We start from the raw sequence: 26,201 nt of genomic DNA on the forward strand, positions 1-26,201 counted from the left end.
TTACAGGCCTCCATGCCGGGCTTTGCAATCTACGGCCTGACAGCCACGGCGCAAACACACGCGTGGTTCTGGCATGACGATGCTTTGTACGAAATGTCCTACTTTGCGCTTGACCTCGAGTTAACTTAAGGTCCGATACTCCTGCGCTCTTCCCACCGAGCGAGGGCTTGTCATGACCCCATCAAACGCATTCCAGCTAAGCAACCCCGAAGGCCTCTACGACCCCAGTGGCAATGCCTACTCCCATGTCGCCGAAGTGCGCGCTGACAGCCGTCTGCTGTTCATCGCCGGTCAGGGTGGGGAGGATAGCCAGGGCCAGTTGTCACCCGTGTTCGCCGAACAGGCCCGCCAGGCGCTGGCCAACCTGGAACTGGCCCTGGCGTCGAAAGGTGCCAGCCTGGCCCAGGTGTTCAAGCTGACCCTGCTGATTGTCGAACACTCCGAAGCACGGCTGCACCAATGGGTGGCCGAAGCCGACAGGGCCTGGGGGGCGCACATGAAACCGACCTGCACGCTGATACCGGTGCCCCGGCTGGCACTGGACGGCATGCTGGTGGAGATCGAAGCAGTAGCCGCTGTCTTGCTCAAAACCTGAAAAGCCAGCGCGGTCGCCCGTAGGAGCGGGTTTACCCGCGAACACCGGCGTAGCCGGTGCCATAAGGCAGTGCCCTGTTAGTTTTACCAGTTGTTTTATCTGTATCAGCGCCTAAGATTCAGAGCGACATGCGGGAGCTAACAGATGGTCGACTTTGACAAAGTTACGCACTTTTTCTTACAACAGGATAAAGTTCATACAGCTTTATCGGGTACATCAGCCATGGTGTGCGTTAGAGCGCAACCTGAGGTATTAGCCGAAACGCGGCTAGAGCAAGAATCTACACGCACGGCGTTATTGGCTACAGACGGAGTGCAGACAGTGGTCGTGGTCAAGTCTCAGGCGCAGCGTGAGTCGGTTGCCTACAATGCTTATGGCTATCACACCCCCCATGACATTCCTCCGCACCGGCCAGCGTTCAATGGGCACTTGCTGGTGAACAGCCAGTATTTACTCGGTAATGGCTATCGCAGCTATAACCCTGCCTTGATGCGTTTTTACAGTCCGGACAGTTTCTGCCCCTTTGGCGCAGGTGGATTGAACTGTTACGCCTACTGTATGAACGATCCGGTCAACGTCAGTGACCCCGATGGGCATTCACCAAGATTGAGGTCAAACAGCCTGCCTGGGCTCAAGTCAGAGGCGAAGATGAATCGCATTGTGTCGGGGAGGGTTGAAAAAAGGCCAAGACGTAGTAGCGAAGGCTTTTACATGTCGTCATCGCTCATGGATGAAACAGTGCAAGACATATTGAATGGGCAGCCGGGTTGGAACACCTCAGGCGCACCTGTACAAGGTAGCCTGCAGCGTGGTCAGGCATCAAGCTCTGGTCAGGTAACGTCATCCTCGATGGCTGGTATGAGAGCAGGAAAAGGTACGGTGGCTTCGGACTGCTGGATCTATAGGCGCCAGAAGCTTGATAACACCGATATTGAAGAACTTAGGAGCTTCAATGCTAAGAGTAGGTATGTTTTTTGGGGTTTGGATCTAGAGAAGTCTCGTGAGCTGCGAACCATTACGATCGATGCTATGGCTGCTGGTATTAATGTGCGGGGAGCGCTTAGGGGTAGTAAACTTCAGCCGGCGCATTCAACGGCTGACAGGGTTGCAGATAATATTTCACGTGCACTCCGCAGAATTCGTGATAAGAGGGGGGCTACCAGTTGGCGTTCTGATTGATTTGTAGTGGTCAGCGGGTCTGGGTACTCTATTGCAGCAGGTGGGGGCGAGTATATTACGTTTAGTCAGGTTTCAGATAGCTCATAGAGCGAATTTGTGTGTTGGGGCATGCATAGAATCGCGAAAGTTTTAGGTACGCGCTGCACCGGTGGAAGCAACTGTCTTGCTTAAAACCTGAAAAGCCGGCGCGGTCGCACGTAGGCGCGGGTTTACCCGCGAACACCGGCGTAGCCGGTGCCATCCTCACGGTGGATTCTTCCTTGTATATCGGTGCCGGTCCTGACTAAATGCCGCTATAACAACAATCCCACTCAGAGGTGACCACACCATGAGTTCAGGCACGACCACGCTTACCGACCGCAAGACCAGGGCCTGGCTTTGGCCTGCTCTGTTCAGCCTGGTGGCGTTTGCCGCCAACTCGGTGTTCTGCCGGCTGGCGCTGAAGGACGGGGCGATCGACCCGGTGTCCTTCACCGTGGTACGCCTGGCCAGTGGTGCGCTGTTTCTGCTGTTGCTGATTCGCCTGCGCAGGCCGGTGCATACCATGGGCGGCAGTTGGTGGGGCGGTCTGGCCCTGTTCCTGTACGCGTTCCTGTTTTCTGCGGCGTACCTGCAACTGGGGGCAGGGGTGGGGGCGTTGTTGCTGTTCGGTGCCGTGCAGATCACCATGTTCGGCTTCGCGTGGTACAGGGGCGAACACATCACTGTACGCATGCTGCTGGGTATGCTGATTGCCTTTGCCGGCCTGCTGGTGCTGCTGTTGCCCGGCGTTTCCGCGCCGCCGTTGGCCAGTGCCTTGCTGATGGCCCTGTCCGGTGTGGCCTGGGGGGGATATACGCTACTGGGCAAAGGCTCGCCCAGGCCGCTGGCCGACACTGCCGGCAATTTTGCCCGTAGCTTGCCGTGCCTGGTGCTGCTGCTACCGATGCTGTTGCTGGGGGCCGACCCGCACTTCACGCCACTTGGCTTGTTGTATGCCTTGGGTTCCGGTGTGCTGGCTTCTGGCGCAGGCTATGCCGTTTGGTATGGCGTGGTCAGGCAGATCAGTGCGCAACAGGCGGCGACCCTGCAGCTCAGCGTGCCAGTGATTGCTGCACTGGGCGGGGTTGCCCTGATCGGCGAGTCGGTGTCGTTGCGTTTGTTGATCGCCTGTGTGGTGGTGTTGGGCGGTATTGCCCTGGCGTTGGCGCCGCGCCGTTAAAAAAAGCTGCGCTGGGCCTTGAGTGTGACCACGCTGTCGCAATAGGTATTGATGCCCGCATAGGCATCGCAGCTCGCGCCACTCAGGCTGGAGTTGCTGTAGATCAGGTTCAGGTCGATGCCCAGCCAGGGCCGCGACAGCTCCAGTGACCAATCGGAAAAGGTATTCACCTGGCTGCCATCGCCAATGGTGAACGGCGTGCCCAGGCGGTGGTGGGCGAGCTTGACGGTAAAGTCGACGTCGAACATCGGCAGATGGCCGAAGTCGGCGAACAGCGTGCCCGTGCGGTTGTCGGGGTTGTCGCGCAGCGCCCCGCCGAGGCGGCTGCCCAGCACCGAAATCCCCCCATACAGGGCGTAGCTGTCGGGGCCTGCGATATTGGGCTGACTGTAATGGATCAACCCTACCTCGTAGCCCAGGCTGCTGTCGAAATGGTGCTTGTAGCCCAGGTAGCTGTCCAGGCGCAGGGTCGAGTTGGGGGTGACGCCCATGCTTGGGGCGTACTGGCCCAGGTACCAACCACTGGGGTGGCTGAGGTCGAGCCCGCCATGGAACGCGCCGACGGCGCTGGGGGAGATAAGCCCTTGCGCCATGCTGCGCGAGGGAGTGGTGCCGAGTGTGAAGTCGAAATCGCCCAGCTGGCGTTTCATCTGCTGGGCTGGTAACACGGGGCTGAAAAGCAGTGCAGCACTCAGCAACAGAAGGGGCCTGATCATGGTCTCCGTCCTGGAAGGCTTGCGGTTGAGCGGTAGAGAATACCTGCGCAAGTGGAGGGAGGGAACCGCCGGCTAGCCCGTTCAGCCTTTGGTCGAACGTTCAGCGTCGGCGGTCTCGGTCACTACAGGCAGCTTGTCGGCACGCAGGATCACCCGCCGTTGCTGCTCGTAATTGTCCAGCGACAGGCCGCGGCGCTGTAAGGCTTCCAGTTGCAACTGGCGGGTTTCTTCTGCGGTGTACGGGCGCAGTTCAGGGTGGCTGGCACAGCCGCTGATCACGGCGATGGCAAAAACGACAAGGGTGGCGGACAGCTGGCGGGCCAAGGTATTCATCGGTTAGCTCCAGGGCGGTCTAGGAGGTAGCGTGGGGATGGCGCTAGGTTATGCGGCCACAGTGCTCGGTAGAAATTGCCCTGCTCGATAGTGACTATCGACGGTTCCGGCGAAGCCCACCTAGACTCAAACGCATCAACCATCCCACCGTTGAAGCGCGAAAAGTTTGCGTCCCCTCGTCTGGTCAACGGCACCGCCATTGCTACCCTTAACCCACGCGGTCTGACCTTGTGGGGATAAGCGATGCGCATGCCATTGTTTGCTGTCCTGTCGGCACTGCTTTGCCTGAGCGCTGCTCCGGGCCTGGTGCTGGCCGAAGACGTGCCCGCGCCGGATCCGGCGCCATCCGCTGCCACGCCCGTGGCCAAGGACCCGGTGTTCTCCCAGGAGCAACTGGACCAGATGCTGGCCCCCATTGCCTTGTACCCTGATCAGCTGCTGGCTCAGGTGCTGATGGCGTCAACCTACCCGGGGCAGGTCAATGAAGCCGTGACCTGGTCCAAGGCCAACCCCAAGGCCACCGGCGACGATGCAGTCAGGCAAGTGGCCAAGCAGCCTTGGGACCCTAGCGTACAGGCACTGGTGGCCTTCCCGCAGGTGCTGGCAACACTTGGCCAGGACCCGGTCTGGGTGCAGCGCCTGGGCGATGCTTTCCTCGCCCAGCCCGATGATGTCATGGGCAGCGTGCAGCGTTTGCGCCACCAGGCGCAGGCCGCCGGCAATCTGCAGAGCAGCCAGTACCAGAACGTAACCGTGCAGACCGCACCTGCGCCAGCCGCCAGCGGCAGTAGCACCCAAGGGGCAGCGGCCAGCAGCCCGCCCACCACCATCGTCATCGAACCGGCCGACCCGCAAGTGGTGTATGTGCCCAGCTATAACCCGACCACCACCTATGGCACCTGGGCCTACCCGGCCTCGCCGCCGGTGTATTATCCGCCGCCGCCCATGTACTACCCCGGTTCCGCGCTGGTGGCCGGCCTGGCCTTCGGTACCGGCGTGGCGATCGTTGCCTCGTTGTGGGGCGATTGCGACTGGGACAACAATGACATCGACATTGACGTCAACCGCTACAACAACCTCAACGTCAACAACCGCATCACCAACAACCAGAACAAATGGCAGCACAATGCCGCCAACCGGGACGGGGTGCCATACCGCGATTCTCGCAGCCGTCAGCAGTATGGCCGCCAGCTGGACGGTGCGACTCAGCGCACCGCGTTCCGTGGCGACGACGCCCAACGGGCCCAGGCCCGAGACAAAGCCAGGGCATCGATGGACCGCGCAGGTATCGAACGGCCGGCTACCAGTAACCGTCAGGCCCGCGAACAAATGCGCGAGGTCAAGGCAGGCAATCCTGGCGGCAACCGCATGCCGTCCCGTGATGATGGCGCGCGGGCTACTGACCGTCGGCAGGAAACCCGCAATGACCAAGGCCGCCAGCAGAACGGCAACCTGGCCAATCAACGCCGGCAGGGCGACGGCCAGGCGCGGCAGCCGGCGCAGAGCCGTCCTGCCAATACGGCAGGCCGTGCCCGCAACAATGCTTTCGACGGCGTGCGCTCACCGTCGCGCACCAGCGCGCAGGCCAACCGCGGCCGTACCAGCCAGTCGTTCGCTCAGCGGCCTGGTGCGTCGCGTGCCGCCGGGCACCCGATCTCCCGGCCCAGTGCGCCCGCACGTCGCGGCGCAGGAGGCCGTCGATGAAGCGCCCAACACTCGCTGCATTGCTGCTGACGGCAGGTCTGGCCTGGTCGTTCATGGCCGCTGCCCAGCAAGCCTTCTCAACGCCGGAGAAGGCCGTGGAAGCCTTTGTCGCGGCGCTGGGCCAGGAAAAACCTGATGAAGCCCGCCTGGCCCAGTTGCTGGGCGATGACTGGCGCACCTACATACCGCGCGGTGGTGTGCAACGCAGCGATGTGGATACCTTCCTCGAGCAGTATCGCGCACAGCACAGCATCGACATGTCAGGCGAGGGCAAGGCCATCCTGGCGGTGGGCACCGGTCACTGGACCTTGCCCATACCGCTGACCAGAACCAGCCAGGGCTGGCGCTTCGACCTCAAGGCGGGCAGTGCCGAAATCCGCGCCCGTCGTATCGGGCGCAACGAGCTGGGTGTTCTGCAGTCGCTGCTGGCCTATCACGATGCGCAAATGGACTACGCCACCCAGGACCATAACGGCAATGGTGCGCTGGAGTACGCACAGAAGATTTTCAGCGAGCCGGGCAAGCATGACGGGCTGTATTGGGATGACGATGGCGACGGTGACGTCAGCCCGTTGGGCCCGCTGTTCGGCCAGGATGTGGTCGGTGACGCCTGGTATGGCTACCACTTCCGCATCCTGGATGCACAGGGCCCGTCCGCCCCGGGCGGTGCCTACAGCTACCTGATCGGTAACCAGATGAGCCGTGGCTTCGCCATGGTCGCCTGGCCGGCCAAATACGACGACACCGGGGTGATGAGCTTCATGATCAGCCATGACGGCCAAGTGTTCGAAAAAGACCTCGGGCCGAATGGCGACAGGCTGGCGAAGGAGATGAAACGCTTCGACCCGGATGACAGCTGGAAAGTGGTGGATGTGGCGGCGGGGGATTGAGCCCGCACAGCCAACGCAGCTGCGGCCCCTGTGGAAGCGGGCACGTTTCCGTTGCTTTTATCAGTGCGTACGCGTAGCCCGCACTTCGCTCGCCGTGCACCCATACTGCTGGCGAAACGCGCGGGTGAATTGCGCCTGGTCGGCAAAACCCCAGCGAAATGCCAGTTCGCCGATGGCCAGGTGGCAATGCGGGTCGCGCAGTTGCCGGTGCACGGCCTCCAGGCGTTGAAGGCGTACCCATTCGTTAAGGGTGTAAGGCGTGATCGCGAACAGCTTGTGCAGATAACGCAGTGACAGCCCACAGGCGCTGGCGATGGTTTGTGGCGACAGTTCGGGGTCACCCAGGTTTTGCTGCACGTACTGCTCGACCCGCGTCAGGTGCAGGGTGCTGAGGTTGCTGCCTTCGCTGCCCAGCACGCGCTCATCCTGTTGCAAGGCCAGCAGCAGGGTGGCAGAAGCCTGTTCCAGCAGTAAATGCCGGGCTGCCGCGGGGCTGGTGTCGAAATGGCGGGCACACAGGTCGAGTTGCTCGACGAAGATGCGCCCCAGGCCCTGACGGGCATCGAAGCAATGCCGGGTATAGCGCTTGTGCCCCAGCAGGTTGGCTTTGAGCGCACGCTCGGGCAGCTTGAGCACCCACAAGTCGTTCTGCGTGCCGTAGTGGAAGCGGTAGGGTGCATCGCCGCGCTCGACGATGAAACCGCCCGGGCTGCAACTGATCTGGTGGCCGTCCTGTTCGAAGTGCACTTCGCTGCCATGCGGCACGGTCACCAGGTAGAACGCTTCATGGTCCTGGCCGATATGCGCTTTGCTGCGCGAGTAACCCAGCTGGCTGGACCGCAAGCGCGACAGGCTCAGTGGCGTGCTCGGCGTACTCCAGCGCTGCAGGTGGCCATCGAACGGCTGTCCGGCAGCAAATTCAAGGCTCAAGGGGAAATAGGTGTCACTGATGGCTTCGGCCCAGCGTGCCTGGCGTTCCGGTTGTGGCCAGCCGTGGGTCGAGAGTTCTGTGGGCATGGTTGGTCCTTTTTCAAAGAGGGCAGCATTGAAAAAAGGAACTGCAGGCAAGCTACTCAAGCAGCTCTTGTTATTGTACGAACCGCCCGGCAGCGCAAAACTGCCGGGCGGTTATCAGGCCCATGATCGGCGCGCGCCGACCGCAAGATCAACCCCCGCGTGTCACCCAGTAGGTGGCCGAAGGCTCCAGGCGAGCCTGCCAGCCGGGTGGCAGGACAATGTTGGTGGTGTCTTCCTCGATCACACAGGGGCCATGCACGGTCTGCCCTGGCAACAGGTGGTTACCGTTGAACACCGGTGTGGGCTGCCATTCACCGTCGGCACTGAACAGCATCGGGCGGACGGTTTGCGCGGTGGGGGCGGGGGGCTCGGCCGGCCCCAGCAGCTCGGGTTGCGGCGGGCGTGGCAGGTGGCCGATCACCGAGCACTCCAGGTTCACCAGCTCCACCGGGCTGTCGGGTTCGCTGTACGAGTACAGCGTCTGGTGGCGGCTGTGGAAGCGGCTGATCAGCGCGGCCAGTCCTGCCTCGTCCAGGCTGTGCTGCTGCAGGTCCACACTGCATTCGTGAACTTGCCCCAGGTAGCGCATCTCCAAGGTGTAGTGGCAGCTGCTGGCCTGGTCGCCAAAGCCGTCTTCGCGCAGGTTGGCCAGGCCTTGCTGACGCAGCTCGGCAAGGGTGTGGTTGAGTTGCGCCAGGTCCACGTGCCCGGCGTCCAGGCGCATCGACAGGCTGGTGAGCTGGTCGTAACGCACGTCGGACAGGATCTGGCCGAACGCACACAAGCCCGAGGCTACCTTGGGGATCAGCACGGTGTGCATGCCGATTTCTTCGGCCAGGCGCACCACGTGCATGCCCGCCGCACCGCCTGCGCCGATCAGGGCGAAGTCACGCGGGTCGTGACCGCGCTCGATCGATACGCGGCGGATGCCGTTGACCATGTTCAGGTTGACCAGGGTGGTGATGCCAAATGCCGCGCGTTCCACACTGATGCCCAACGGTTCGGCGATATTGCTCTGGATGGCGTCCAGCGCGGCCTGGCGGTTCAGGCGGATACTGCCGCCCAGCAGTGCGCCGTCGGGCAGGTAGCCAAGTGCCAGGTTGGCGTCGGTGACCGTGGGTTCGTGGCCACCCTTGCCGTAACACACCGGCCCAGGCATGGCGCCGGCGCTGCGCGGTCCGACCTGGAGCATGCCAAATTCGTCCAGGTGGGCGATGGAGCCACCGCCGGCACCCAGGGTCTCCACCTGGATCATCGGCACGCCGATGCGCTGGCGCAGGAAGTCCACGTCCTTGCTGAAGTTGGTGCGTCCGGCGTTGGTCAGGGTGATATCGAATGAGGTGCCGCCCATGTCCACGGTAATGACGTTGTCGATACCGAACGGCTTGGCTACTGCCAGCCCGGCTTGTGGCGCTGAGGCCGGACCGGAGTTGATCGCGTTGACGGCGCGCTCACGCATCAGGTGCCCGGGCGCCAACCCGCCGTTGGACTGGAAGTAGCGTACCGGCTGCTGTGCGCCAAGTTCCTGGAACAGGCTGTCGATGCGCGCCACGTAACGTGCCATTACCGGGCTGAGGTAGGCGTTGACCACGGTGGTGGAGGTGCGGGTGTATTCGCGAATCTGCGGGAACACCTCGCAGCCGGTGCAGACGAACACCTCGGGCAGGGCAGCCCGTACCAGCTCGGCGGCCCGCTGTTCGTGGCTGGGGTTGCGTACCGCCCACAGGAAGGAAATGGCCACGGCCTGCACGCCTTCGGCACGGAAGTAGTCGATGGCGGCATGGATGGCGGCTTCGTCCAGCGGGCTGTGCTCCCGGCCATCGCCAAGGATACGGCCACCGATCGGGCGGCGCAGGTGGCGTGGGGCAAGCATGTGTGCCGGCGGGTAATGGGCGTCGTAGCGGTGGCCTTCTTCCTTGTGGCCCAGGCGGATTTCCAGGCTGTCCTCGTGCCCCTCGGTGCACAGCAGGCCTACCTTGACCCCGGTGCGTTCGATCAGCGCGTTGAGGGCCACGGTGGTGCCATTGATGCACAGGTCACAGTTGGCGATGAGTTCGGCCGGGCTGCGCCCGGTGGCGTCAGCGATCTGTGCCAGGCCGGCGCGAATGGCCAGGGTGCCATCCTGCGGCGTGGACGGGGCCTTGAACAGCTGCACGCCGCCGTCGCGGTCGGCCAGGATGAAATCGGTGAAAGTGCCGCCAGCGTCTATGCCCAGGCGATATTGGTTACGCATGATGGTTCTCCGGTTAGCGCGGGGCGCGGGCAAGGCGGGTGGCTGTTTCGTCCAGTTGGCCATCGGCATCGAGGACCACGCCATATTCCAGGGCTGCGCCTTGTGGCGAGACCAGGCCGTTGCGCACGTCCTCCAGTACTGCTGCGACCGGGCGGCGCAGCGGGTCGCCGTAGCCACCACCACCGGGGTTGATGTTGATGATGCGTTCGCCGGGCTGCAGGGTGAGCATGGGGTTCTGCGTGTAGTGGTCTTCGCGGCCATCGGCGTGGCGATGGATCAGCCGGCCCAGTTTGGGCTCAAGCAGGGCATTGCGAGCCCCGGCGGCACCGGCGGTGGGCAACTGGCGGCCCTCGCCGAAGCCGACTACGGTCATGGCGTGGTCCAGCGGTTCGATCTCCAGGCGGGTGCCCGAACCTCCGCGCAACTCACCGGCGCCACCACTGTCGGCCATCAGGCTGTAGCGGTGGATCAGCACCGGATAAGCGTGTTCGAGCAGCTCGATGTCACCGCTCATCAGCGCTCCGAAGCAGCACAGCGGGCCGCAGGCGTGCCAGCCATCCATCACCTGGTTGGCACCGGCACCGGAAATGATCGAGGCCAGCACCATCGTCACGTACTCGCTGTTGCCGTTGCGCGGGTCGTGGCCGGCGATGTTGATGCCGCTGGTGTGCCCCCAGGAGGCCGTTACCCGCTGTGGCGAGGCCTGTTCCAGCGCCGTGCGCACGGCATCGGCGAGGGTTTCCATCGGCGTGGTGGTGCAATTGACGTGGGGCGCGGGTTCCTCGGCATTGCACAGCGTGCCCCTGGGGCCGACATCGACCGTTACGCAGCGATACAGGCCTTCGTTGTAAGGCGGCGCCACCTGGGCGAACATCATCAGCCCCAGGTATACCCCGGATACCGAGTTGCCCTCATAGGAATTGATGAAGTACGGCACCTGCGGCGGGCTTTCGATGCGTACATGGGCCTGGTCGCCACGGATCCGCACATGGGCGGTGATGGCCAGTTCACCCAGGCCGTGGCCGGCATCTTCAAGAACGGCGGTGCCGCTGTAGTCACCGTCCGGCACATCGCGCAACAGCGCCCGCATGTGTCGGTCGGCCATGTTCTTCAGCTCGGCAATGCAGGCACGCACTTGGGCCACGCCGTACTTGTCCAGCAGCTCCAGCAAGTGCCGCTCGCCGACCTTGCAGGCGCCGTACTGGGCATTAAGGTCGCCTTCCTGATAGGGGCGGGCGCGCATGTTGGTGAGCATGAAGTTGATCACGTCTTCGCGGCGCTTGCCCTTTTCCCACAGCTTGACCGGTGGAATGCGCAGCCCTTCGGCGTAGATTTCCTTGGCGTCGGGGTTGTAACCGGCGGGTACAGGGCCGCCGATGTCGGTCAGGTGGCCCTTGCACACGGTCCAGAACACCAGTTCGCCCTGGTAGTACACCGGCTTGTACATGCAGCAGTCGAGAATATGGCTGCCCTTGTAGGCGGGGTCGTTGTGGTAGATCACGTCGCCTTCGGCGATGTCGTCGCCGAAGAACTCGGCCACGCACTTCATGGCCGGGATCAGCGAGCCCAGGTGGATGGGAATGTCCTGGCCCTGCAGGATCATTTCCGGCAAGTGGTCGAACAGCGAGTTGGAATAGTCGTGGGCCAGGTTGAACACACTGGAGCGCCCGGTCTTTTCCAGGGTCAGGGTCATTTCGCGTTGCGCTGTCTCCAGCGCACCCCGGACAACCGCAAGGGTGATCGGATCTACTGTCTGCATAGGTCACCAACGTTTGTTCTTGTGCTTTTTTGGGTGCGTGCCGCAGCGGGGCGGCGCGTGGTGACAGGCTAAGGGGCGGGGTGGGGGGAAGGCTTGTCGCTGGGTGTACCGGTTGTTGTGTCTGGGCGCACTTCAAGTTCGGGCAGGCGACACAACTATTGGCCCAACATCTGTCGCACCAGCCATTGCCCGGCCGGCCCCAAGGCACGCCGGCTCGACCAGGCCACATCCATATCCACCCGCCGGGGGTAGCCCGCTATCTGCAACTCCACCAGCTCGTTGCCAAACCGTTTTACCAGCGCCCTGGGCAGCTCGGCCCAGCCAAACCCGCGCACGGCGAACTCAAGCAGGGTCAGGTAATCCGGTGCCGACCACGCTTGGCCACGGCCATGGTGCAGGCTGGGGGCATAGGTCTTGATATACAGCTGTCGTGCGTTCTCCAGGTGCTGCGCCTTTACCTGCGCCAGGCTCGCCAGCGGATGCTCGCTGGCGACATACACGCCGAACTCTGCCTGCTCCGGCAAGCGCGCCACGGCCACGTCGGCGGGGTAGCCGGGCTGTGTGGCAAGGATGCCGACATGGGCCAGGCCCTGTTGGATCATCTCGATCACATCAGCGTCCTCCGCCGGGCCGCAGCGTAGCTCGGTATGAGGGTAGTGCTGGGCGAAACGAGTCATCACCGCCCCCTGGAACGTTACGCTGTAGCTGTCCGACATCACCACAGATACCAGCGCCTCGACATTTTGCGCCAGTCGCACTGCCAGCGCATCGAGCTGGGCGCTGGCGTCGAGAATTGCTTCGACATGGCTCAGCACCTGCCTGCCCGCCTCATTGAGCGTGGGGTGTCGGCCACTGCGGTCAAACAGCTGGCAGCCGATATCGGCCTCGAAATTGGCGATGGCGATGCTGACAGTGGACTGGCTTTTGTGCAGCTTGCGCGCCGCCGCAGAAAACGAACCTAGCGAGGCGGCTTCAGTAAAGGCGACCAGAGCTTCGGGAGAGTAACGCATAGTATTGATAAAACCGATGGTAGCTATGTCGCGAGTATCAGTTCTATCAAAGAAAATGGGAAGTACGACTCCCGCAATGGATGGAATTTGCAATGAAAAACGTGTCTTTCACCGAACGCCTGGTCCACGCCGTTGGCTATGAAGTTTTTGCGGTACTGCTGTGTGCGCCGCTGCTGTCCTGGATCATGGGCAAGTCGTTGGCAACGGCGGGCGCGCTGGCGGTGACCCTGTCGGTGATCGCCATGCTGTGGAACATGGTCTACAACGCACTGGTCGATCGCTGGGTGCAAACCGAACGCATCAACTGGAAGGCCAGTACGCGTTTCGTGCACGGTCTTGGCTTCGAAGCCGGCCTGGTGGTGTGGTGCCTGCCGGTGGCGGCTTGGATGCTGGAGATTTCGCTGCTGCAGGCGTTCATGGTGGAGCTGGGCTTCTTCGTGATCATCCTGCCCTACACGGTGCTGTACAACTGGGCGTTCGACAAAGCCCGGCATCTGCTCATGCAGCGTCGCGTGGCATGAGTAGCCGGCCCCAATTGCGAATGCTCACGCGTTCCCTGTGGGAGCGGGCAAGCCCGCGAAGCAGGCGACACGGTGGATGGCACCTGCTGCGCCGGTGTTCGCGGGCACGCCCGCTCCCACAGGGTCATCAACTCTGTCAAAAAAACGGGGCATGCCATCGCTGGCATGCCCCGTTTTCATACATCTGATGCGCCTCAGTCGACCTTGACGATCCAGCCTGCCGGTGCTTCAACATCGCCGCTCTGGATGCCGGTCAGCTCGTTGTAGAGCTTCTGGGTAACCGGGCCAACCTTTTCCAGGTCGTGGAACACGTGCAGCTTGCCGTTGTACTCGATACCGCCGATCGGGGTGATCACCGCAGCAGTACCGCAAGCGCCGGCTTCGATGAAGCGGTCCAGCTTGCTGATTTCGACGTCGCCTTCGATCACGGTCAGGCCCAGGCGTGATTGCGCCAGTTCCATCAGCGACAGGCGGGTGATGCCTGGCAGTACCGAGGCCGATTTCGGGGTGACGAACTCGTTGTTGGCGGTGATGCCGAAGAAGTTGGCCGAACCGACTTCCTCGATCTTGGTGTGGGTCAGCGGGTCGAGGTAGATGGCGTCGGCGAAGTTGGCCTTCTTCGCTTCAGCACCCGGCTGCAGGCTGGCAGCGTAGTTGCCGCCGACCTTGGCCGCGCCGGTGCCCTGTGGGGCAGCACGGTCGAAGCTGGAAATCTGGAAGTTGTGCGGCTTCATGCCGCCCTTGAAGTACGAACCAACCGGGATGGCGAACACCGAGAAGATGAACTCGGGGGCGGTGCGCACGCCAATGTTGTCGCCGGTGCCGATCACGAACGGGCGCAGGTACAGGGCGCCTTTGCCGTGCGGTGGTACGAACTTTTCGTTGGCCTTGACCACTTGCTTGCACGCTTCGATGAACACATCGGTCGGCACGTGCGGCATCAGCAGGCGTGCGCAGCTGCGCTGCATGCGGGCGGCGTTCTGGTCCGGGCGGAACAGGTTGATCGAGCCGTCCTTGCAACGGTAGGCCTTCAGGCCTTCGAAGCACTGCTGGCCATAGTGCAAGGCCGTGGAGCCTTCACTGATGTGCAGTACGTTGTCTTCGGTCAGGGTGCCCTTGTCCCACTCGCCATTGCGCCATACGGACAGGTAGCGTTTGTCAGTCTTGATATAGTCGAAACCCAGCTTGTCCCAATTAATGCTTTCGTTGCTCATGACACCCTCATTGTCTTGCAAGTGCCCGATCGCTCGGGCTGCTGTTGTATGCGCACCATGCCACCTTAATACATCCCACGCGGATCGGGAACGGCCAGTCACGAATTGATAGGCTGCGATGCTTTTTTTTCGGTTTCTACAACAGCAAGTACTCATCCAGCGCCAGGTTTTCCAGCAATACTGCATCATGGGACGCCACTATCAGCGCCCCGCGAAACTGCCCGAGCATACGTTCCAGGGCTGTCAGCGATGGCAGGTCCAGGTGGTTGCCGGGTTCGTCCAGCAGCAACAGGTCGAGCGGCCGTTCGCGGTACAGCACGGCGGCCAGCGCCGCCTTCATACGCTCGCCGCCGCTAAGCAGGCTACTGGGCAGTTCGATACGGGCCGCATCCAGGCCCAGTTGCGCCAGGCGGCTGCGCAATTTCCCCTGGGCCAGCGTCGGGTTGGCTTGGCGTAGGTGTTCGAGCACGCTGCGGTTGCCTGCCAGTGTGCTGCAGTGCTGGTCGAGCAGGGCGGTCTCACCACTGAGGTGCACATTGTCGGGCGATGCCGGCAATTCCCCATTCAGCAGCCTGAGCAGGGTGGACTTGCCACTGCCATTGGCGCCGATCAGCCCTACGCGCTGGCCCAGGCACAAGCGCAGGTCAAGCGCTTTGCGGGTTCCATGGGGCAAGCAAAGTGCCTGCAAGGCCAAGACCTCTCGGCCCGGATGGCGCTGAGGTGCGGGCGCGTGCAAGGTAATGGCGCTGTCTTGCTCCACCTCGCGGGCGGCGTCACGCACTTTGCCCAGTAGCGTTTGCCGAGCATCGCGATGGTCGCGGCGCTGCTTGCCAGCAGTGGCCTGGCTGCGCTTCTGCTTGCGGTCGACCAGAATCTTGGCCTGGTTGGCGTGCTTGGCTTGGCGCCCGGCCCGGGCCTGATGGCGCTCCAGGTCTTCGCGTTGGCGCTGCAGTTCACGGGCCTGGCGTTGCTGCTCCTGCTTCAGCCGGGCAAGTTGCTGCTGCGCCTGCGCCGTCTGGTTGGCTTTTTGCGCACTATAGAGGCTGTAGTTGCCACCGTAGGCCTGCAAGCCCAGGCTGGATAATTCGACAATGCGTGCCATGTGCGCCAGCAGGCTGCGGTCGTGGCTAATCACCAGCAAGCCACGGTCCCATTCTTCGATCATGCTCAGCAACTGGGCGCGGGCGTTGCTGTCCAGGTGATTGCTTGGCTCGTCGAGGATCAGGTAATCGGCATCGCTGAGCCACGCGCCAATCAGCGCCACGCGCATGGCTTGGCCACCGCTCAGGGTTCGTGCGGGCTGGCGCCAGTCGAGTTGACCCAGCCCGTGGCCCTGAAGCTGCAGCTGCAATTGCTCGCGCATATCCCAGCGCTCACCAACGGTGTCGAAATCCTGGGGTTTGATGCTGCCTTGCTCGATGCGCTCCAGCGCCGCAATCACCGGCCCCACTTGGGCCAGGTCGGCCAGCGTGGCGCTGCGCGCGATGACTTGCTGGTCCAGCAAATGGACAAGCCCGAGGCGCCGACAATGGCCGCTGCTCGGTTCACGCCGGCCGGCAAGAATCTGCCCTAGCAGGCTTTTGCCCACGCCATTGCGCCCGACCAGGCCGGTGCGGCGTTGGTCGAAGGTTTCGTTGAGGTTGCTAAACAGCGGCCTGCCATCAGGCAAGGCCAAGGAGACGCTGTCCAGCGTCAGAATCGACGTGTTCGTCATGCACAACTCCACAAATGCCGCGACATCTCCGGAACGAACCGGAGGCTGAAGACTGGCCGTCGAACGGACGGCGGCATCAATGGCGCATTGGACGAACACCTCGTAATTTAGAGAATGCGTAGCCTAACGGACCGTCTGGGGCCGGGTAAAGCACCGGCTGCCGGTTGGGGCTCAGCGCTGCGTCTGCAAGCGCTTGGCCCAGTCTCCGCCATGGCCGTGCGCGCAGGCTTCTTCACTGTCGAATCGCACATGCCAGGCCGGATGGTCCAGCTGAATGCCGGCTTGCTCCAGCGCCAGAGCGGTAAGTGCCAACATGCGCGCCTTCGCATCACCGACCACGGCCGCTGCCTTGTCAGCCTCTTGCTCGAATACCCAGGTAATACGCAGGCTGCCCGGAAAGTCCTCGGGGTGGAGGCGATGGGTAAGCCAACTGAAGCCGACAATCTCCGCCTTGGCGGCTTCGCAGGCATCGGTCAGGCACGCGACCAACTCCCGCTCCAGGCGGCCCATTTCGCGTTTGCCCAGTGCCTTCACGGGTTGGCCTCGTCATCGATCTGCTGGCAAAAGCGCAGGCGGTTGCCGAACGGGTCCCACACCTGCATCTGCAGGCCCCAATCCAGGCGCTCGGCCTCGGGCCGGGCGAAACCGTACTGTTTACCCTGCAATTCACGCTCAAGCGCGTGCAGGTCGTCGAGGCGGGCGAACACGGTCGAGCCAGGGCAGGCATCGCCATGGTGCTCTGAAAGGTGCAGGATCAGGCCATCACGATGGATCTGCATGTACAACGGCAAGTCCGGGCTGAAGCGGTGCTCCCAGTCCAGGCTGAAACCCAGGAAATCGAGGTAGAACTCCTTGGCCTTGTCGATCGAGAATATGCGCAGGACAGGTATGGCGGGGGCGAGGGGCATGGTGCGTCCTTGTCCGTTGAAAAGGTGCCACTTTAGCGCAGTTGCTCCCCTTATGGTCGACCAGCCGGCAGCAATGGTTGACCACCCGCCAGCCACTGCGTAGCCTTGCCCACTTCGAGGTTCTTCGGCCTGGCCGAAGCTAAGACGGGAACGCGGTACAAGCCGCGGCTGCCCCCGCAACTGTAAGCACCGACAACGGATCGACACAGCCACTGCGCCAGCGCGCGGGAAGGCGTCATCCCGCCAGCCCGCTGTTCGACTGAACAGGGATATGGAACGGTGCAAGCCAGGAGACCTGCCTCGTCACGTTTTCGACTTTCAACCGGGCGGGGTGATCCGGTGGCGAACAAGCCCGGCCGGCCTGGCCTGCGGCTGTCGTCCTGCATGCCCGCGCCACACTGCCAAGGGCAATGCGACATGAAAACACTGGCCAAGCTCCCCGTCACCATCGTCACCGGCTTCCTCGGCTCGGGCAAGACCACCTTGCTGCGCCACATGCTCGACAACGCCCAGGGCCGCCGCATTGCGGTCATCGTCAACGAGTTTGGTGAACTGGGCATCGATGGCGAAATCCTCAAGCAGTGCAGCATCGGGTGCACCGAGGAAGAAGCCAGCGGCCGCGTCTACGAGCTGGCCAACGGCTGCCTTTGCTGCACCGTGCAGGAAGAGTTCTTCCCGGTGATGCGTGAGCTGGTGGCCCGCCGTGGCGACCTCGACCACATCCTCATCGAAACCAGCGGCCTGGCCCTGCCCAAGCCATTGGTACAAGCGTTCCAGTGGCCGGAAATCCGCAACGCCTGCACCGTCGATGCGGTCATCACCGTGGTCGACAGCCCGGCCGTGGCCGCTGGCACCTTTGCTGCCTACCCGGACCAGGTCGATGCCCAGCGCAAGCTCGACCCTAACCTGGACCATGAATCGCCCCTGCATGAGCTGTTCGCTGACCAGTTGGCCAGTGCCGACCTGGTGGTGTTGAACAAGGCCGACCTGATCGACGCCGAAGGCCTGGCCAAGGTGCGTGCCGAGGTGGCCGAAGAACTGCCGCCGGCGGTGAAAGTGATCGAGGCCAGCAGCGGCAAGCTGCCACTGGAGGTGCTGCTGGGCGTGGGTGCCGAGTCTGAGGCGCATATCGATGGCCGCCGAACCCACCACGATTCGCACCACGACGGCGACGATCATGACGATCATGACCACGACGCTTTCGACTCCATCTCCATCGACCTGCCGGAAGCCGACGAAAGCCTGCTGCTCGATGCGCTGACCCAGCTGGTGGTGGAGTTCGGTATCTTGCGCGCCAAAGGCTTCGCCGCCATCCCGGGCAAGCCGATGCGCCTGCTGGTACAAGGTGTGGGCACCCGTTTCGACAAGCACTTCGACCGCGCCTGGCGCGCCGATGAGCCGCGTATCACCCGCCTGGTGCTGATCGGCCAGGACCTCGATGCTGCCCAGCTGGAAGCGCGCCTGCGCCAGGCACTGGGCGCCTGACCCATGCACCTGCTGCGGACCCAGCCCGGTGGTTTCGTACCGGATGACAGCATTGCCGACCTCGGCCAGACACCCGCCGAGCTGGTGATTCTCTGCAGCGGCGATTCACACCTGGCCTTGCTCGCCGACACCGCCGAGCAATTGCCCGAAGACTTTCCCAGCCTGCGCCTGGCCAACCCGATGCAGGTGCAGAACCATGCCTCGGTCGACCTGTATGTCGACCAGGTGCTGCGCCACGCCAAGGTCATCCTGGTGTCGCTGCACGGTGGCGTTGGTTACTGGCGTTACGGCGTCGAACAACTGGTCGAGCTGGCCGCCCGTGGCGTGCAGCTGATTCTGGTGCCGGGCGATGACCGCCCGGACCCGGAGCTGACCAGCCTGGGCAACGTCCGCGGTGAGCAGGCCGAGCGGCTTTGGCATTACCTGCGCCAGGGCGGCAAGGCCAACGCCATCAACCTGTTCAACTGCCTGGCCAGCCAATGGCTGGGCCGCGACTATGCCTGGGACGAGCCGCAGCCTTTGCCGCGCACGGCGGTGTATCACCCCGCCAAGGGCAGCGCGACACTCGAGGACTGGTACCCACACTGGCACCCCGAGCAGCCAGTGGCGCCGCTGCTGTTCTACCGTTCGCACCTGCAAGCGGCCAATACCGCCTTCATCGACGTGTTCTGCCAGCGCCTGCAGGCTGCCGGCCTGAACCCGTTGCCGATCGCCGTGGCCAGCCTCAAGGAAAGCGCTTGCCTGGAACAGGTCGAAGCCTGGCTGGACGAGGTCGGCGCCGAAGTGCTGGTCAATACCACCGGTTTCGCCTTGTCCAGCCCCGAGCGCCCCAACCTGCGCCCGTTCCGCCGCGACATCCCGGTGCTGCAGGCCATCTGCGCGCAGGACAACCAGCCCGGCTGGGAAGCCAGCGAGCAGGGCCTGGGCGCGCGCGACCTGGCCATGCACATTGCATTGCCGGAGCTGGACGGGCGCATCATCACGCGCCCGGTCAGTTTCAAGGACATGGCCTGGCGCAGCGAGCGCAGCCAGTCCGACGTTGTCTGCTACCGCGCCCACCCCGAGCGCATGGACTTTGTCGCCGAGCTGGCCCGCCGCTGGGTCGAGCTGGCCCGCCTGCCCAATGCCCAGAAACGCGTGGCGCTGGTGCTGGCCAACTACCCGACCCGGGATGGCCGCATTGGAAATGGTGTCGGCCTGGACACGCCCGCCGCCGCACTCAACATCCTCAAGGCGCTGCAGGCCGAAGGTTACCCGCTGGCCAAATTGCCGGGCAGCGGTACGCAACTGATCCACCAGTTGCTCGGTGGGGTGACCAACGACCTCGACCACCTCGACCAGCGCCCCTGTGCCCAGAGCCTGAGCCTGGCCGATTACCAGGTGGCCTTCGAGCGCCTGCCGCAGGCCAACCGCCAGGCAGTGCTGGAACGCTGGGGGCCGCCCGAACAGGACCCGATGTTCCGCAGCGGCCGGCTGATGGTTGCCGGCCTGCGCTTTGGCTTGACCTTCGTCGGTATCCAGCCGGCGCGGGGCTACCAGGTGGACCCCAGCGCGGTGTATCACGACCCTGACCTGGTGCCACCGCATGGCTACCTGGCATTTCACTTTTGGCTGCGTCACGCATTTGCCGCCGATGCGGTGATCCACGTCGGCAAGCATGGCAACCTCGAATGGCTGCCCGGCAAAGGCGTCGGGCTGTCGGCGCAGTGCTGGCCGGACGCGCTGCTGGGCCCGCTGCCGAACATCTACCCGTTCATCGTCAATGACCCGGGCGAGGGTGCCCAGGCCAAGCGCCGTACCCAGGCGGTGATCATCGACCACCTGATGCCGCCGCTGACCCGTGCCGAAACCTATGGCCCGCTGCGCCACCTGGAACAACTGGCCGACGAATTCTACGAAGCGCAGTTGCTCGACCCAAGGCGTGCCCGCGAGTTGCAGCGTGACATCCTCGAACTGGTCAAGGCCAACCACATTGACCGTGAGTTGCAACTGGAAGGGCAACTGGACGATGCGGCGCTCTGGCTGCCGCGCCTGGATACCTACCTGTGCGACCTGAAGGAGTCGCAAATTCGCGATGGCCTGCACGTGTTTGGTCAGTCACCTGAAGGGCGGCTACGCCTGGATACGCTGCTGGCATTGTTGCGGGTTGAGCGTGGCGACGGCCGTGGCGGTAATGCCAGCTTGCTGCGGGCTTTGGCCAAGGCACTGATACCGGGCTGGGACCCGCTCGATTGCGACCTTGGGCAGCCGTGGCAGGGCATGCGCCCTGAACAGCTGCAGGCCATGAGCAATGAACCTTGGCGCACCTGTGGCGACACCCGCGAGCGCCTTGAGCTGCTGGCACTGCAGGTGATCGGGCAGGCGCTGGAAGGCACAGCACAGTTACCCGACCTGAGTGAGTGGCAACCGGTGCACGCTGTAGTGCAAGCCCTGCGTGAAGCGGTCGCACCCAGCCTGGACGCCTGCGGCACGGCTGAAATGCATGGCCTGCTGGCGGCACTGGCCGGGCGCTTCGTGCCCGCCGGCCCCAGTGGTGCGCCAAGTCGAGGGCGCCTCGATGTGCTGCCCACCGGCCGCAACTTCTATACCGTGGACGTGCGCAACCTGCCCACCACCACAGCCTGGCGCCTGGGCTTCGCCTCGGCCAGCCTGATCCTCGAGCGCCATCTGCAGGACCACGGCGATCACTTGCGCCAGCTCGGTCTGTCGGTGTGGGGCACGGCAACCATGCGCACCGGCGGCGACGACATCGCGCAGGCCATGGCGCTGATGGGCGTGCGGCCTGTCTGGGCCACCGGCAGCCAGCGCGTCGACGACTTCGAAATCTTGCCGTTGAGCCTGCTCGACCGCCCGCGGGTGGACGTGACCTTGCGCGTTTCCGGCTTCTTCCGCGATGCCTTCGGTAACCTGATCCGCCTGTTCGACGCCGCCGTGCAGGCCGTGGCCGCGCTGGACGAACCTGACGACCTCAACCCCCTGGCTGCCCGTGTGCGCAGCGAGCGGGCCGCGCTGCAGGCTCAAGGTGTGGATGCCGAGCAGGCCGCACGCCAGGCTGGCTGGCGGGTGTTTGGTGCCAAACCCGGCGCATACGGTGCCGGGGTGCAGAACGCCATCGACGGGCGTTTGTGGCACAGCCGCGACGACCTGGCAGAGGTCTACCTCAACCACGGCGGCTATGCCTATGGCGGCAGCGACGACGGCACCCCGGCCCGCGCCCAGTTCGCCCAGCGCCTGGCCAAGGTGCAGGCGGTGCTGCAGAACCAGGACAACCACGAGCACGACCTGCTCGATTCCAACGATTACTACCAGTTCCAGGGCGGCATGCTGGCGGCCTCGGAAACCCTGTCCGGGGCGGTGGTGGCCAGCTACCATGGCGACCACAGCCAGGCCGACCGACCGCGCATCCGTACCCTCAAGGAAGAGCTGAACCGGGTGATCCGCGCCCGTGCGCTCAACCCCAAGTGGATCGACGGGGTCAAGCGTCACGGCTACAAGGGTGCCTTCGAGATGGCCGCGACAGTCGACAACCTGTTCGCCTTCGACGCCACCACGCACCTGATAGACGACCATCATTACCAGGGGCTGGCCGATGCCTATGTGCTCGACCCGGCGACCCGCGATTTCATGCGCGAGCACAACCCCGAGGCCCTGCGCGACCTCACCGAGCGCCTGCTGGAGGCCCAGCAGCGCGGCTTGTGGCAGGCGCCGGGCGACTACCGCGAAGCCCTTGAGGAACAATTGCTCGACGGCGAGGAACAGGCTTGAAATGAGTGAACCCGTACAATTTCCGCTGGCGGCCGTGGTCGGTGCAGACGACCTCAAGCTGGCGCTGTGCCTGACCGCCATCGACCCCAGGATCGGTGGTGTGCTGATCGAAGGGCCGCGTGGCATGGCCAAGAGTACCCTGGCCCGTGGCCTGGCCGACCTGCTTGGCGAAGGCCCGTTCGTCACCTTGCCATTGGGCGCCAGTGAAGAGCGGTTGGTCGGCACCCTCGACCTGGATGCCGCGCTGGGGCAGGGCAAGGCGCAGTTTTCCCCGGGCGTGCTGGCCCAGGCCGACGGCGGTGTGCTGTATGTCGATGAGGTCAACCTGCTGCCCGACACCTTGGTCGATCTGTTGCTTGACGTGGCTGCCAGCGGCACAAACCGCATCGAGCGTGACGGTATCTCGCATCGGCACAGCGCCCGCTTCGTACTGATCGGCACCATGAACCCGGAAGAGGGCGAGCTGCGCCCGCAGTTGCTCGACCGTTTCGGCCTGAACGTGGCGCTGGAGGGGTTGCCGGAGCCCGAGGCCAGGCAGCAGATCATTCGCCGCCGCCTGGCCTTCGACAGTGACCCTCAGGCGTTCTGCGCACACTGGGCCCAGGCCCAGGCGCAACTGCGCGAGCGCTGCCAGGCGGCACGCCAGGCCCTGGCCGACATTGCCCTGGATGACCAGGCGCTGGCCTGGATCACCGAGCGCTGCTACGCCGCCGGCGTGGACGGCCTGCGCGCCGACCTGGTGTGGCTGCGCGCTGCGCGCGCCCACTGTGCCTGGCGGGGGGCTGCAGCTATCGAAGAAGTGGATGTCGAGGCGGTGGCCGAATTCGCCTTGCGCCATCGCCGCCGTATGACGCCCCAGGCCAACCCACCGTCGGCGCCACAGTCGCCTGTCCAGCAGCCTGGTGCCGGCAACCCGGGTGAACAGGGTGGGCAGGGCGACTGGGGGGCATTACCGGCACAGCCGGTGGCCAGCGGCGCGCGCCGTGAGGTGCCGAACTGGGCAAAAAAGCCCTGAGCATCCCCCAGCCACCAGCCAAAGGGGCGGATGCCAGAGCGGGCATAGGCAAGCAGAACGGTAGCCGCCGTGGCCTCGTGCGAAGTGCGGCGGCCGGCCGGGTAGCCTGGCTGCCAACCTTGCTCAAAGGACGGCCACGCCAGCGACAGGACCTGTGCTGGCAGCAGCGCCAAGGCAGGCCGGCAGAGTTGTGGCTGGTGATCGTCGATGCCTCGGCTTCAACCCGGCGCCATCAGGCGCTGGCGCAGACCAAAGGGCTGCTGGCGGCGTTGTTCGACCAGGCCTATCGCCAGCGCGCCCGCCTGGCCCTGCTGACTGCCAGCGGGCGCACGCCACAGTGGCAGCGCCACGGGCTGAAGGCATCCGCAGCCTTGCAACCCTGGCTGCAGGCCTTGGGAGCAGGTGGGGGCACGCCGCTGATCGCCGCACTGGAACAGGCGCGGCACTGGCTACAGGCGCGGCAGCGAGCCCACCCGCAAGAGGCCTTGCGTTGCCTGGTGTTCACCGACGGTCGCCTGCAGCACAGCAATACCGTGCAGCCGATGCCATGCGCCACGTTGTTGGTCGATATGGAACTGGCGCCAGTGCGCCTGGGACGCGCGCAGCGTCTGGCAGAACAATTGCGGGCCGATTACCAGCACTTGCAACAATTCAAGGTGGTGGATTGAACTGGCAGGTTGCGACACTCTGTCGCAATTGGGAAAGTTGCCACAACAGCAACAGAGAAGTTGTACAAGTGCGTGACCATGCACGCACTTGTTGTGCCGGCCGATATTACTTTGGCATCGACCACGGTTGCAGGTCGTAGCCCTTTTCAGACAATTCGGCGCGCACTTCTTCGATCAGGCTGGCCCACTGGGCCGGGTCGGAGTAGATGCGCGACGACACTTGCTTGGCGCCGATGCGGGTGCTGGTCCGGTCGATCACTGCCAGGCTCAGTTCACCAGTACCGTTGGGTGCATCCCAGGCTACGCACTGGAAAGGTTCGAAGGCGTGGTCGGCAATCAGCAGTGCTTCGTTGACACGGAGCGGGGCATTCATGGTTCGGTCTCTCTATGGTCCCAAACATCGAAGTGAAGTCCGCGTTGCTTCAAAGTCGCCTCATTGATCGCGAAGTGCAGCGCGGGGTTATGTCTACTGATGCTCGTTGTTCGTGGGTAAGTCACACATTGGCTGTAAATTTTTTTTTAAGCGTCGACGCAGTTCTTGCCGGCGTCGTCATGGGATGTCGATAAAGTGCGAAAATTCCCATGGCGGTTTGTAAAAAAATGATTCGGCAGACAGACGGTACTGGGCACCGTCAACTTCGTTGCTACTGTTAAACGGGCGCCACAACTTGCTGTTTTATTTCAAAAAACCAAAAACTGGCGCCAAGGATCGGTTATGCAGCAGCCTGCCGCTCAACGCCGTTTGCTTATCGTCGACCCCTGCGACGATTGTCACCGCTTGCTACCTGGTCTGCGCAACGCAGGTTGGGATGTGGACAGCTGTATGCTCGGGGCCGCGTTGGACCACACGTGCGATGTCGGGCTATTGCGCTTGCAGGCTTCGCACCTGAGGCACCCGGACGCGGTCAAGGACATGATCAAGCGCAGCAACACCGAATGGATTGCCGTGCTCAGCGCCGACCAACTGCGCATGCCGGCGTTCGGTGATTTTGTGTGTGAGTGGTTTTTCGACTTCCATACCCTGCCGTTCGACGTCTCCCGCGTGCAGGTAACGCTGGGCCGGGCCTTCGGCATGGCACGCCTGCGCGGCAAGGGGGCCGTCAAGGTCGATGAGACGACCCATGAGTTGCTCGGCGAAAGCCGGCCTATCCGCGAGTTGCGCAAGTTGCTGGGTAAACTGGCACCCACCGAATCGCCGGTGCTGATCCGCGGTGAGAGCGGCACCGGCAAAGAGCTGGTGGCGCGCACACTGCACCGCCAGTCGCAACGCAGCGAGCAGCCGTTCATCGCGATCAACTGCGGGGCGATCCCTGAGCACTTGATCCAGTCCGAACTGTTCGGCCATGAAAAGGGCGCCTTTACCGGTGCCCACCAGCGCAAGACCGGGCGTATCGAAGCGGCCGACGGCGGCACACTGTTCCTTGATGAAATCGGCGACTTGCCGTTGGAGTTGCAGGCCAACTTGCTGCGTTTTTTGCAGGAGAAGCACATCGAGCGGGTGGGTGGCAGCCAGCCAATACCGGTGGATGTTCGGGTGCTGGCGGCCACCCATGTGGACCTGGAGCGGGCCATCGAGCAAGGGCGTTTCCGCGAAGACTTGTATTACCGCCTGAACGTCTTGCAGGTGGTGACCGCGCCGTTGCGCGACCGGCATGGTGACCTGTCGATGCTGGCCAACCATTTTGCCCATTTCTACAGCGTGGAGACCGGGCGTCGGCCACGATCGTTCAGCGACCATGCCCTGGCGGCGATGGGGCGGCATGACTGGCCGGGCAATGTGCGCGAGCTGGCCAACCGCGTGCGCCGCGGGCTGGTGCTGGCTGAAGGGCGGCAGATCGAGGCGCAGGACCTGGGGTTGCAGCTGCTCGACCCGGAACAACAGCCGCTGGGCACGCTGGAAGAGTACAAGCAGCGCGCCGAGCGCCAGGCGCTGTGCGATGTGCTCAACCGGCACAGCGACAACCTGAGCGTGGCGGCCAAGGTGCTTGGCATTTCACGGCCGACGTTCTATCGGTTGCTGCACAAGCACCAGATACGCTGAGCGGCGCTCTTTGAAGCCGCTCTTACAGGGAAACCACAAGCCCCCTGTAGGAGGGATTTACCCTCGAAAGGGCCGGGCCTGCTGGCCAATGTCCACCCGCCGTTCACTGCTGTCGCCGCTACCGTATTCGCGGGTAAACCCGCTCCTACAGGAAAAGCACAAGCCCGTGTAGGAGCGGGTTTACCCGCGAAAGGGCCGGGCCTGCTGGCCAATGTCCACCCGCCGTTCACTGT

Annotated in this window: 22 protein-coding genes and 1 riboswitch; of the genes, 11 read left to right on the forward strand and 11 right to left on the reverse strand. The window is 63.6% G+C overall.

Features of this window, described 5'->3' with window-relative positions:
• The first annotated feature begins 172 nt into the window (after nt 1-172).
• From QYE47_RS13190 to QYE47_RS13200, 3 genes are all read left to right on the forward strand, one after another.
• A complete protein-coding gene (locus QYE47_RS13190; RefSeq protein WP_014590747.1) occupies nt 173-595 on the forward strand; it encodes a RidA family protein in 423 nt (140 codons plus the stop codon).
• A gap of 144 nt (nt 596-739) precedes the next feature.
• Nucleotides 740-1,774 (forward strand): RHS repeat-associated core domain-containing protein, encoded by a 1,035-nt coding sequence (locus QYE47_RS13195; RefSeq protein WP_080557789.1) that lies wholly within the window; start codon nt 740-742, stop codon nt 1,772-1,774.
• A gap of 328 nt (nt 1,775-2,102) precedes the next feature.
• A complete protein-coding gene (locus QYE47_RS13200; protein ID WP_070383968.1) occupies nt 2,103-2,975 on the forward strand; it encodes a DMT family transporter in 873 nt (290 codons plus the stop codon).
• Here QYE47_RS13200 and QYE47_RS13205 read toward each other — a convergent pair.
• Entirely contained in the window at nt 2,972-3,691 is a 720-nt protein-coding gene (locus QYE47_RS13205; RefSeq protein WP_070383967.1) for a TorF family putative porin, read from the reverse strand. The genes QYE47_RS13200 and QYE47_RS13205 overlap by 4 nt on opposite strands.
• Before the next feature lie 81 nt (nt 3,692-3,772).
• Nucleotides 3,773-4,024 (reverse strand): hypothetical protein, encoded by a 252-nt coding sequence (locus QYE47_RS13210; RefSeq protein ID WP_014590750.1) that lies wholly within the window; start codon nt 4,022-4,024, stop codon nt 3,773-3,775.
• A 243-nt stretch (nt 4,025-4,267) separates the two neighbouring features.
• Between QYE47_RS13210 and QYE47_RS13215 the strand changes: the two genes are divergently transcribed.
• Nucleotides 4,268-5,728, forward strand: coding sequence for a DUF3300 domain-containing protein (locus QYE47_RS13215; RefSeq protein ID WP_019436990.1), 1,461 nt, complete (start codon nt 4,268-4,270; stop codon nt 5,726-5,728).
• The gene (locus QYE47_RS13220) at nt 5,725-6,618 is read left to right on the forward strand and encodes a DUF2950 domain-containing protein (protein ID WP_014590752.1); all 894 of its coding nucleotides are present in this window, start codon (nt 5,725-5,727) and stop codon (nt 6,616-6,618) included. The genes QYE47_RS13215 and QYE47_RS13220 overlap by 4 nt, the downstream gene beginning before the upstream one ends.
• Before the next feature lie 60 nt (nt 6,619-6,678).
• Here the strand turns inward: QYE47_RS13220 and QYE47_RS13225 are convergent, their stop codons facing one another.
• From QYE47_RS13225 to QYE47_RS13240, 4 genes are all read right to left on the reverse strand, one after another.
• Nucleotides 6,679-7,635 carry a helix-turn-helix domain-containing protein gene (locus QYE47_RS13225; protein WP_014590753.1) on the reverse strand — a complete coding sequence of 319 codons (957 nt, stop codon included), beginning with the start codon at nt 7,633-7,635 and terminating at the stop codon, nt 6,679-6,681.
• Between the two features lie 148 nt (nt 7,636-7,783).
• Nucleotides 7,784-9,868: a hydantoinase/oxoprolinase family protein gene (locus QYE47_RS13230; RefSeq protein WP_070383966.1), complete on the reverse strand. Its 2,085-nt coding sequence runs from the start codon at nt 9,866-9,868 to the stop codon at nt 7,784-7,786.
• A gap of 13 nt (nt 9,869-9,881) precedes the next feature.
• Entirely contained in the window at nt 9,882-11,627 is a 1,746-nt protein-coding gene (locus tag QYE47_RS13235) for a hydantoinase B/oxoprolinase family protein (protein ID WP_070383965.1), read from the reverse strand.
• Between the two features lie 155 nt (nt 11,628-11,782).
• A complete protein-coding gene (locus QYE47_RS13240) occupies nt 11,783-12,637 on the reverse strand; it encodes a LysR family transcriptional regulator (RefSeq protein WP_019436995.1) in 855 nt (284 codons plus the stop codon).
• A 92-nt stretch (nt 12,638-12,729) separates the two neighbouring features.
• Here QYE47_RS13240 and QYE47_RS13245 point away from each other — a divergent pair, with 92 nt between their 5' ends.
• Nucleotides 12,730-13,158, forward strand: a complete 429-nt coding sequence (locus tag QYE47_RS13245; RefSeq protein ID WP_014590757.1) for a multidrug/biocide efflux PACE transporter — start codon at nt 12,730-12,732, stop codon at nt 13,156-13,158.
• Nucleotides 13,159-13,352: 194 nt separating this feature from the next.
• Here QYE47_RS13245 and QYE47_RS13250 read toward each other — a convergent pair whose 3' ends face one another.
• The 4 genes from QYE47_RS13250 to QYE47_RS13265 form a co-directional block, all read right to left on the reverse strand.
• Entirely contained in the window at nt 13,353-14,372 is a 1,020-nt protein-coding gene (locus tag QYE47_RS13250; RefSeq protein ID WP_014590758.1) for a branched-chain amino acid aminotransferase, read from the reverse strand.
• 136 nt (nt 14,373-14,508) lie between these two features.
• The gene (locus QYE47_RS13255) at nt 14,509-16,086 is read right to left on the reverse strand and encodes an ATP-binding cassette domain-containing protein (RefSeq protein WP_070383964.1); all 1,578 of its coding nucleotides are present in this window, start codon (nt 16,084-16,086) and stop codon (nt 14,509-14,511) included.
• Nucleotides 16,087-16,257: 171 nt separating this feature from the next.
• The gene (locus QYE47_RS13260) at nt 16,258-16,620 is read right to left on the reverse strand and encodes a hypothetical protein (protein ID WP_070383963.1); all 363 of its coding nucleotides are present in this window, start codon (nt 16,618-16,620) and stop codon (nt 16,258-16,260) included.
• The gene (locus QYE47_RS13265) at nt 16,617-16,994 is read right to left on the reverse strand and encodes a glyoxalase superfamily protein (protein ID WP_010954367.1); all 378 of its coding nucleotides are present in this window, start codon (nt 16,992-16,994) and stop codon (nt 16,617-16,619) included. The genes QYE47_RS13260 and QYE47_RS13265 overlap by 4 nt, the downstream gene beginning before the upstream one ends.
• A gap of 100 nt (nt 16,995-17,094) precedes the next feature.
• Nucleotides 17,095-17,312, forward strand: a riboswitch (cobalamin riboswitch).
• 99 nt (nt 17,313-17,411) lie between these two features.
• On the opposite strand from QYE47_RS13265, the gene cobW reads away from it, so the two are divergent.
• The 4 genes from cobW (at nt 17,412) to QYE47_RS13285 (ending at nt 23,927) form a co-directional block, all read left to right on the forward strand.
• Entirely contained in the window at nt 17,412-18,479 is a 1,068-nt protein-coding gene (gene cobW, locus QYE47_RS13270; RefSeq protein WP_003247913.1) for a cobalamin biosynthesis protein CobW, read from the forward strand.
• A gap of 3 nt (nt 18,480-18,482) precedes the next feature.
• Nucleotides 18,483-22,244, forward strand: a complete 3,762-nt coding sequence (gene cobN, locus QYE47_RS13275) for a cobaltochelatase subunit CobN (RefSeq protein WP_110159710.1) — start codon at nt 18,483-18,485, stop codon at nt 22,242-22,244.
• A gap of 1 nt (nt 22,245) precedes the next feature.
• Nucleotides 22,246-23,259: an ATP-binding protein gene (locus tag QYE47_RS13280; protein ID WP_070383961.1), complete on the forward strand. Its 1,014-nt coding sequence runs from the start codon at nt 22,246-22,248 to the stop codon at nt 23,257-23,259.
• 77 nt (nt 23,260-23,336) lie between these two features.
• Complete coding sequence (locus tag QYE47_RS13285) at nt 23,337-23,927, forward strand: VWA domain-containing protein (RefSeq protein ID WP_019437000.1); 591 nt, start codon at nt 23,337-23,339, stop codon at nt 23,925-23,927.
• A gap of 106 nt (nt 23,928-24,033) precedes the next feature.
• Here the strand turns inward: QYE47_RS13285 and QYE47_RS13290 are convergent, their stop codons facing one another.
• Nucleotides 24,034-24,300, reverse strand: a complete 267-nt coding sequence (locus QYE47_RS13290; RefSeq protein ID WP_014590766.1) for a hypothetical protein — start codon at nt 24,298-24,300, stop codon at nt 24,034-24,036.
• 342 nt (nt 24,301-24,642) lie between these two features.
• On the opposite strand from QYE47_RS13290, the gene QYE47_RS13295 reads away from it, so the two are divergent.
• Nucleotides 24,643-25,968, forward strand: coding sequence for a sigma-54 dependent transcriptional regulator (locus tag QYE47_RS13295; RefSeq protein WP_019437001.1), 1,326 nt, complete (start codon nt 24,643-24,645; stop codon nt 25,966-25,968).
• The last annotated feature ends 233 nt before the right edge of the window (nt 25,969-26,201 follow it).

This window comes from Pseudomonas sp. 2,4-D (genome assembly GCF_030418155.1).
GTDB lineage: Bacteria > Pseudomonadota > Gammaproteobacteria > Pseudomonadales > Pseudomonadaceae > Aquipseudomonas > Aquipseudomonas alloputida.

What these genes read in the sequence shown, in the direction of transcription:
- QYE47_RS13190 (WP_014590747.1), top strand. Translation starts at nt 173, where the DNA reads ATGACCCCATCAAACGCATTCCAGCTAAGCAACCCCGAAGGCCTCTAC.
- QYE47_RS13195 (WP_080557789.1), top strand. Translation starts at nt 740, where the DNA reads ATGGTCGACTTTGACAAAGTTACGCACTTTTTCTTACAACAGGATAAA.
- QYE47_RS13200 (WP_070383968.1), top strand. Translation starts at nt 2,103, where the DNA reads ATGAGTTCAGGCACGACCACGCTTACCGACCGCAAGACCAGGGCCTGG.
- QYE47_RS13205 (WP_070383967.1), bottom strand. Translation starts at nt 3,691, where the DNA reads ATGATCAGGCCCCTTCTGTTGCTGAGTGCTGCACTGCTTTTCAGCCCC.
- QYE47_RS13210 (WP_014590750.1), bottom strand. Translation starts at nt 4,024, where the DNA reads ATGAATACCTTGGCCCGCCAGCTGTCCGCCACCCTTGTCGTTTTTGCC.
- QYE47_RS13215 (WP_019436990.1), top strand. Translation starts at nt 4,268, where the DNA reads ATGCGCATGCCATTGTTTGCTGTCCTGTCGGCACTGCTTTGCCTGAGC.
- QYE47_RS13220 (WP_014590752.1), top strand. Translation starts at nt 5,725, where the DNA reads ATGAAGCGCCCAACACTCGCTGCATTGCTGCTGACGGCAGGTCTGGCC.
- QYE47_RS13225 (WP_014590753.1), bottom strand. Translation starts at nt 7,635, where the DNA reads ATGCCCACAGAACTCTCGACCCACGGCTGGCCACAACCGGAACGCCAG.
- QYE47_RS13230 (WP_070383966.1), bottom strand. Translation starts at nt 9,868, where the DNA reads ATGCGTAACCAATATCGCCTGGGCATAGACGCTGGCGGCACTTTCACC.
- QYE47_RS13235 (WP_070383965.1), bottom strand. Translation starts at nt 11,627, where the DNA reads ATGCAGACAGTAGATCCGATCACCCTTGCGGTTGTCCGGGGTGCGCTG.
- QYE47_RS13240 (WP_019436995.1), bottom strand. Translation starts at nt 12,637, where the DNA reads ATGCGTTACTCTCCCGAAGCTCTGGTCGCCTTTACTGAAGCCGCCTCG.
- QYE47_RS13245 (WP_014590757.1), top strand. Translation starts at nt 12,730, where the DNA reads ATGAAAAACGTGTCTTTCACCGAACGCCTGGTCCACGCCGTTGGCTAT.
- QYE47_RS13250 (WP_014590758.1), bottom strand. Translation starts at nt 14,372, where the DNA reads ATGAGCAACGAAAGCATTAATTGGGACAAGCTGGGTTTCGACTATATC.
- QYE47_RS13255 (WP_070383964.1), bottom strand. Translation starts at nt 16,086, where the DNA reads ATGACGAACACGTCGATTCTGACGCTGGACAGCGTCTCCTTGGCCTTG.
- QYE47_RS13265 (WP_010954367.1), bottom strand. Translation starts at nt 16,994, where the DNA reads ATGCCCCTCGCCCCCGCCATACCTGTCCTGCGCATATTCTCGATCGAC.
- cobW (WP_003247913.1), top strand. Translation starts at nt 17,412, where the DNA reads ATGAAAACACTGGCCAAGCTCCCCGTCACCATCGTCACCGGCTTCCTC.
- cobN (WP_110159710.1), top strand. Translation starts at nt 18,483, where the DNA reads ATGCACCTGCTGCGGACCCAGCCCGGTGGTTTCGTACCGGATGACAGC.
- QYE47_RS13280 (WP_070383961.1), top strand. Translation starts at nt 22,246, where the DNA reads ATGAGTGAACCCGTACAATTTCCGCTGGCGGCCGTGGTCGGTGCAGAC.
- QYE47_RS13290 (WP_014590766.1), bottom strand. Translation starts at nt 24,300, where the DNA reads ATGAATGCCCCGCTCCGTGTCAACGAAGCACTGCTGATTGCCGACCAC.
- QYE47_RS13295 (WP_019437001.1), top strand. Translation starts at nt 24,643, where the DNA reads ATGCAGCAGCCTGCCGCTCAACGCCGTTTGCTTATCGTCGACCCCTGC.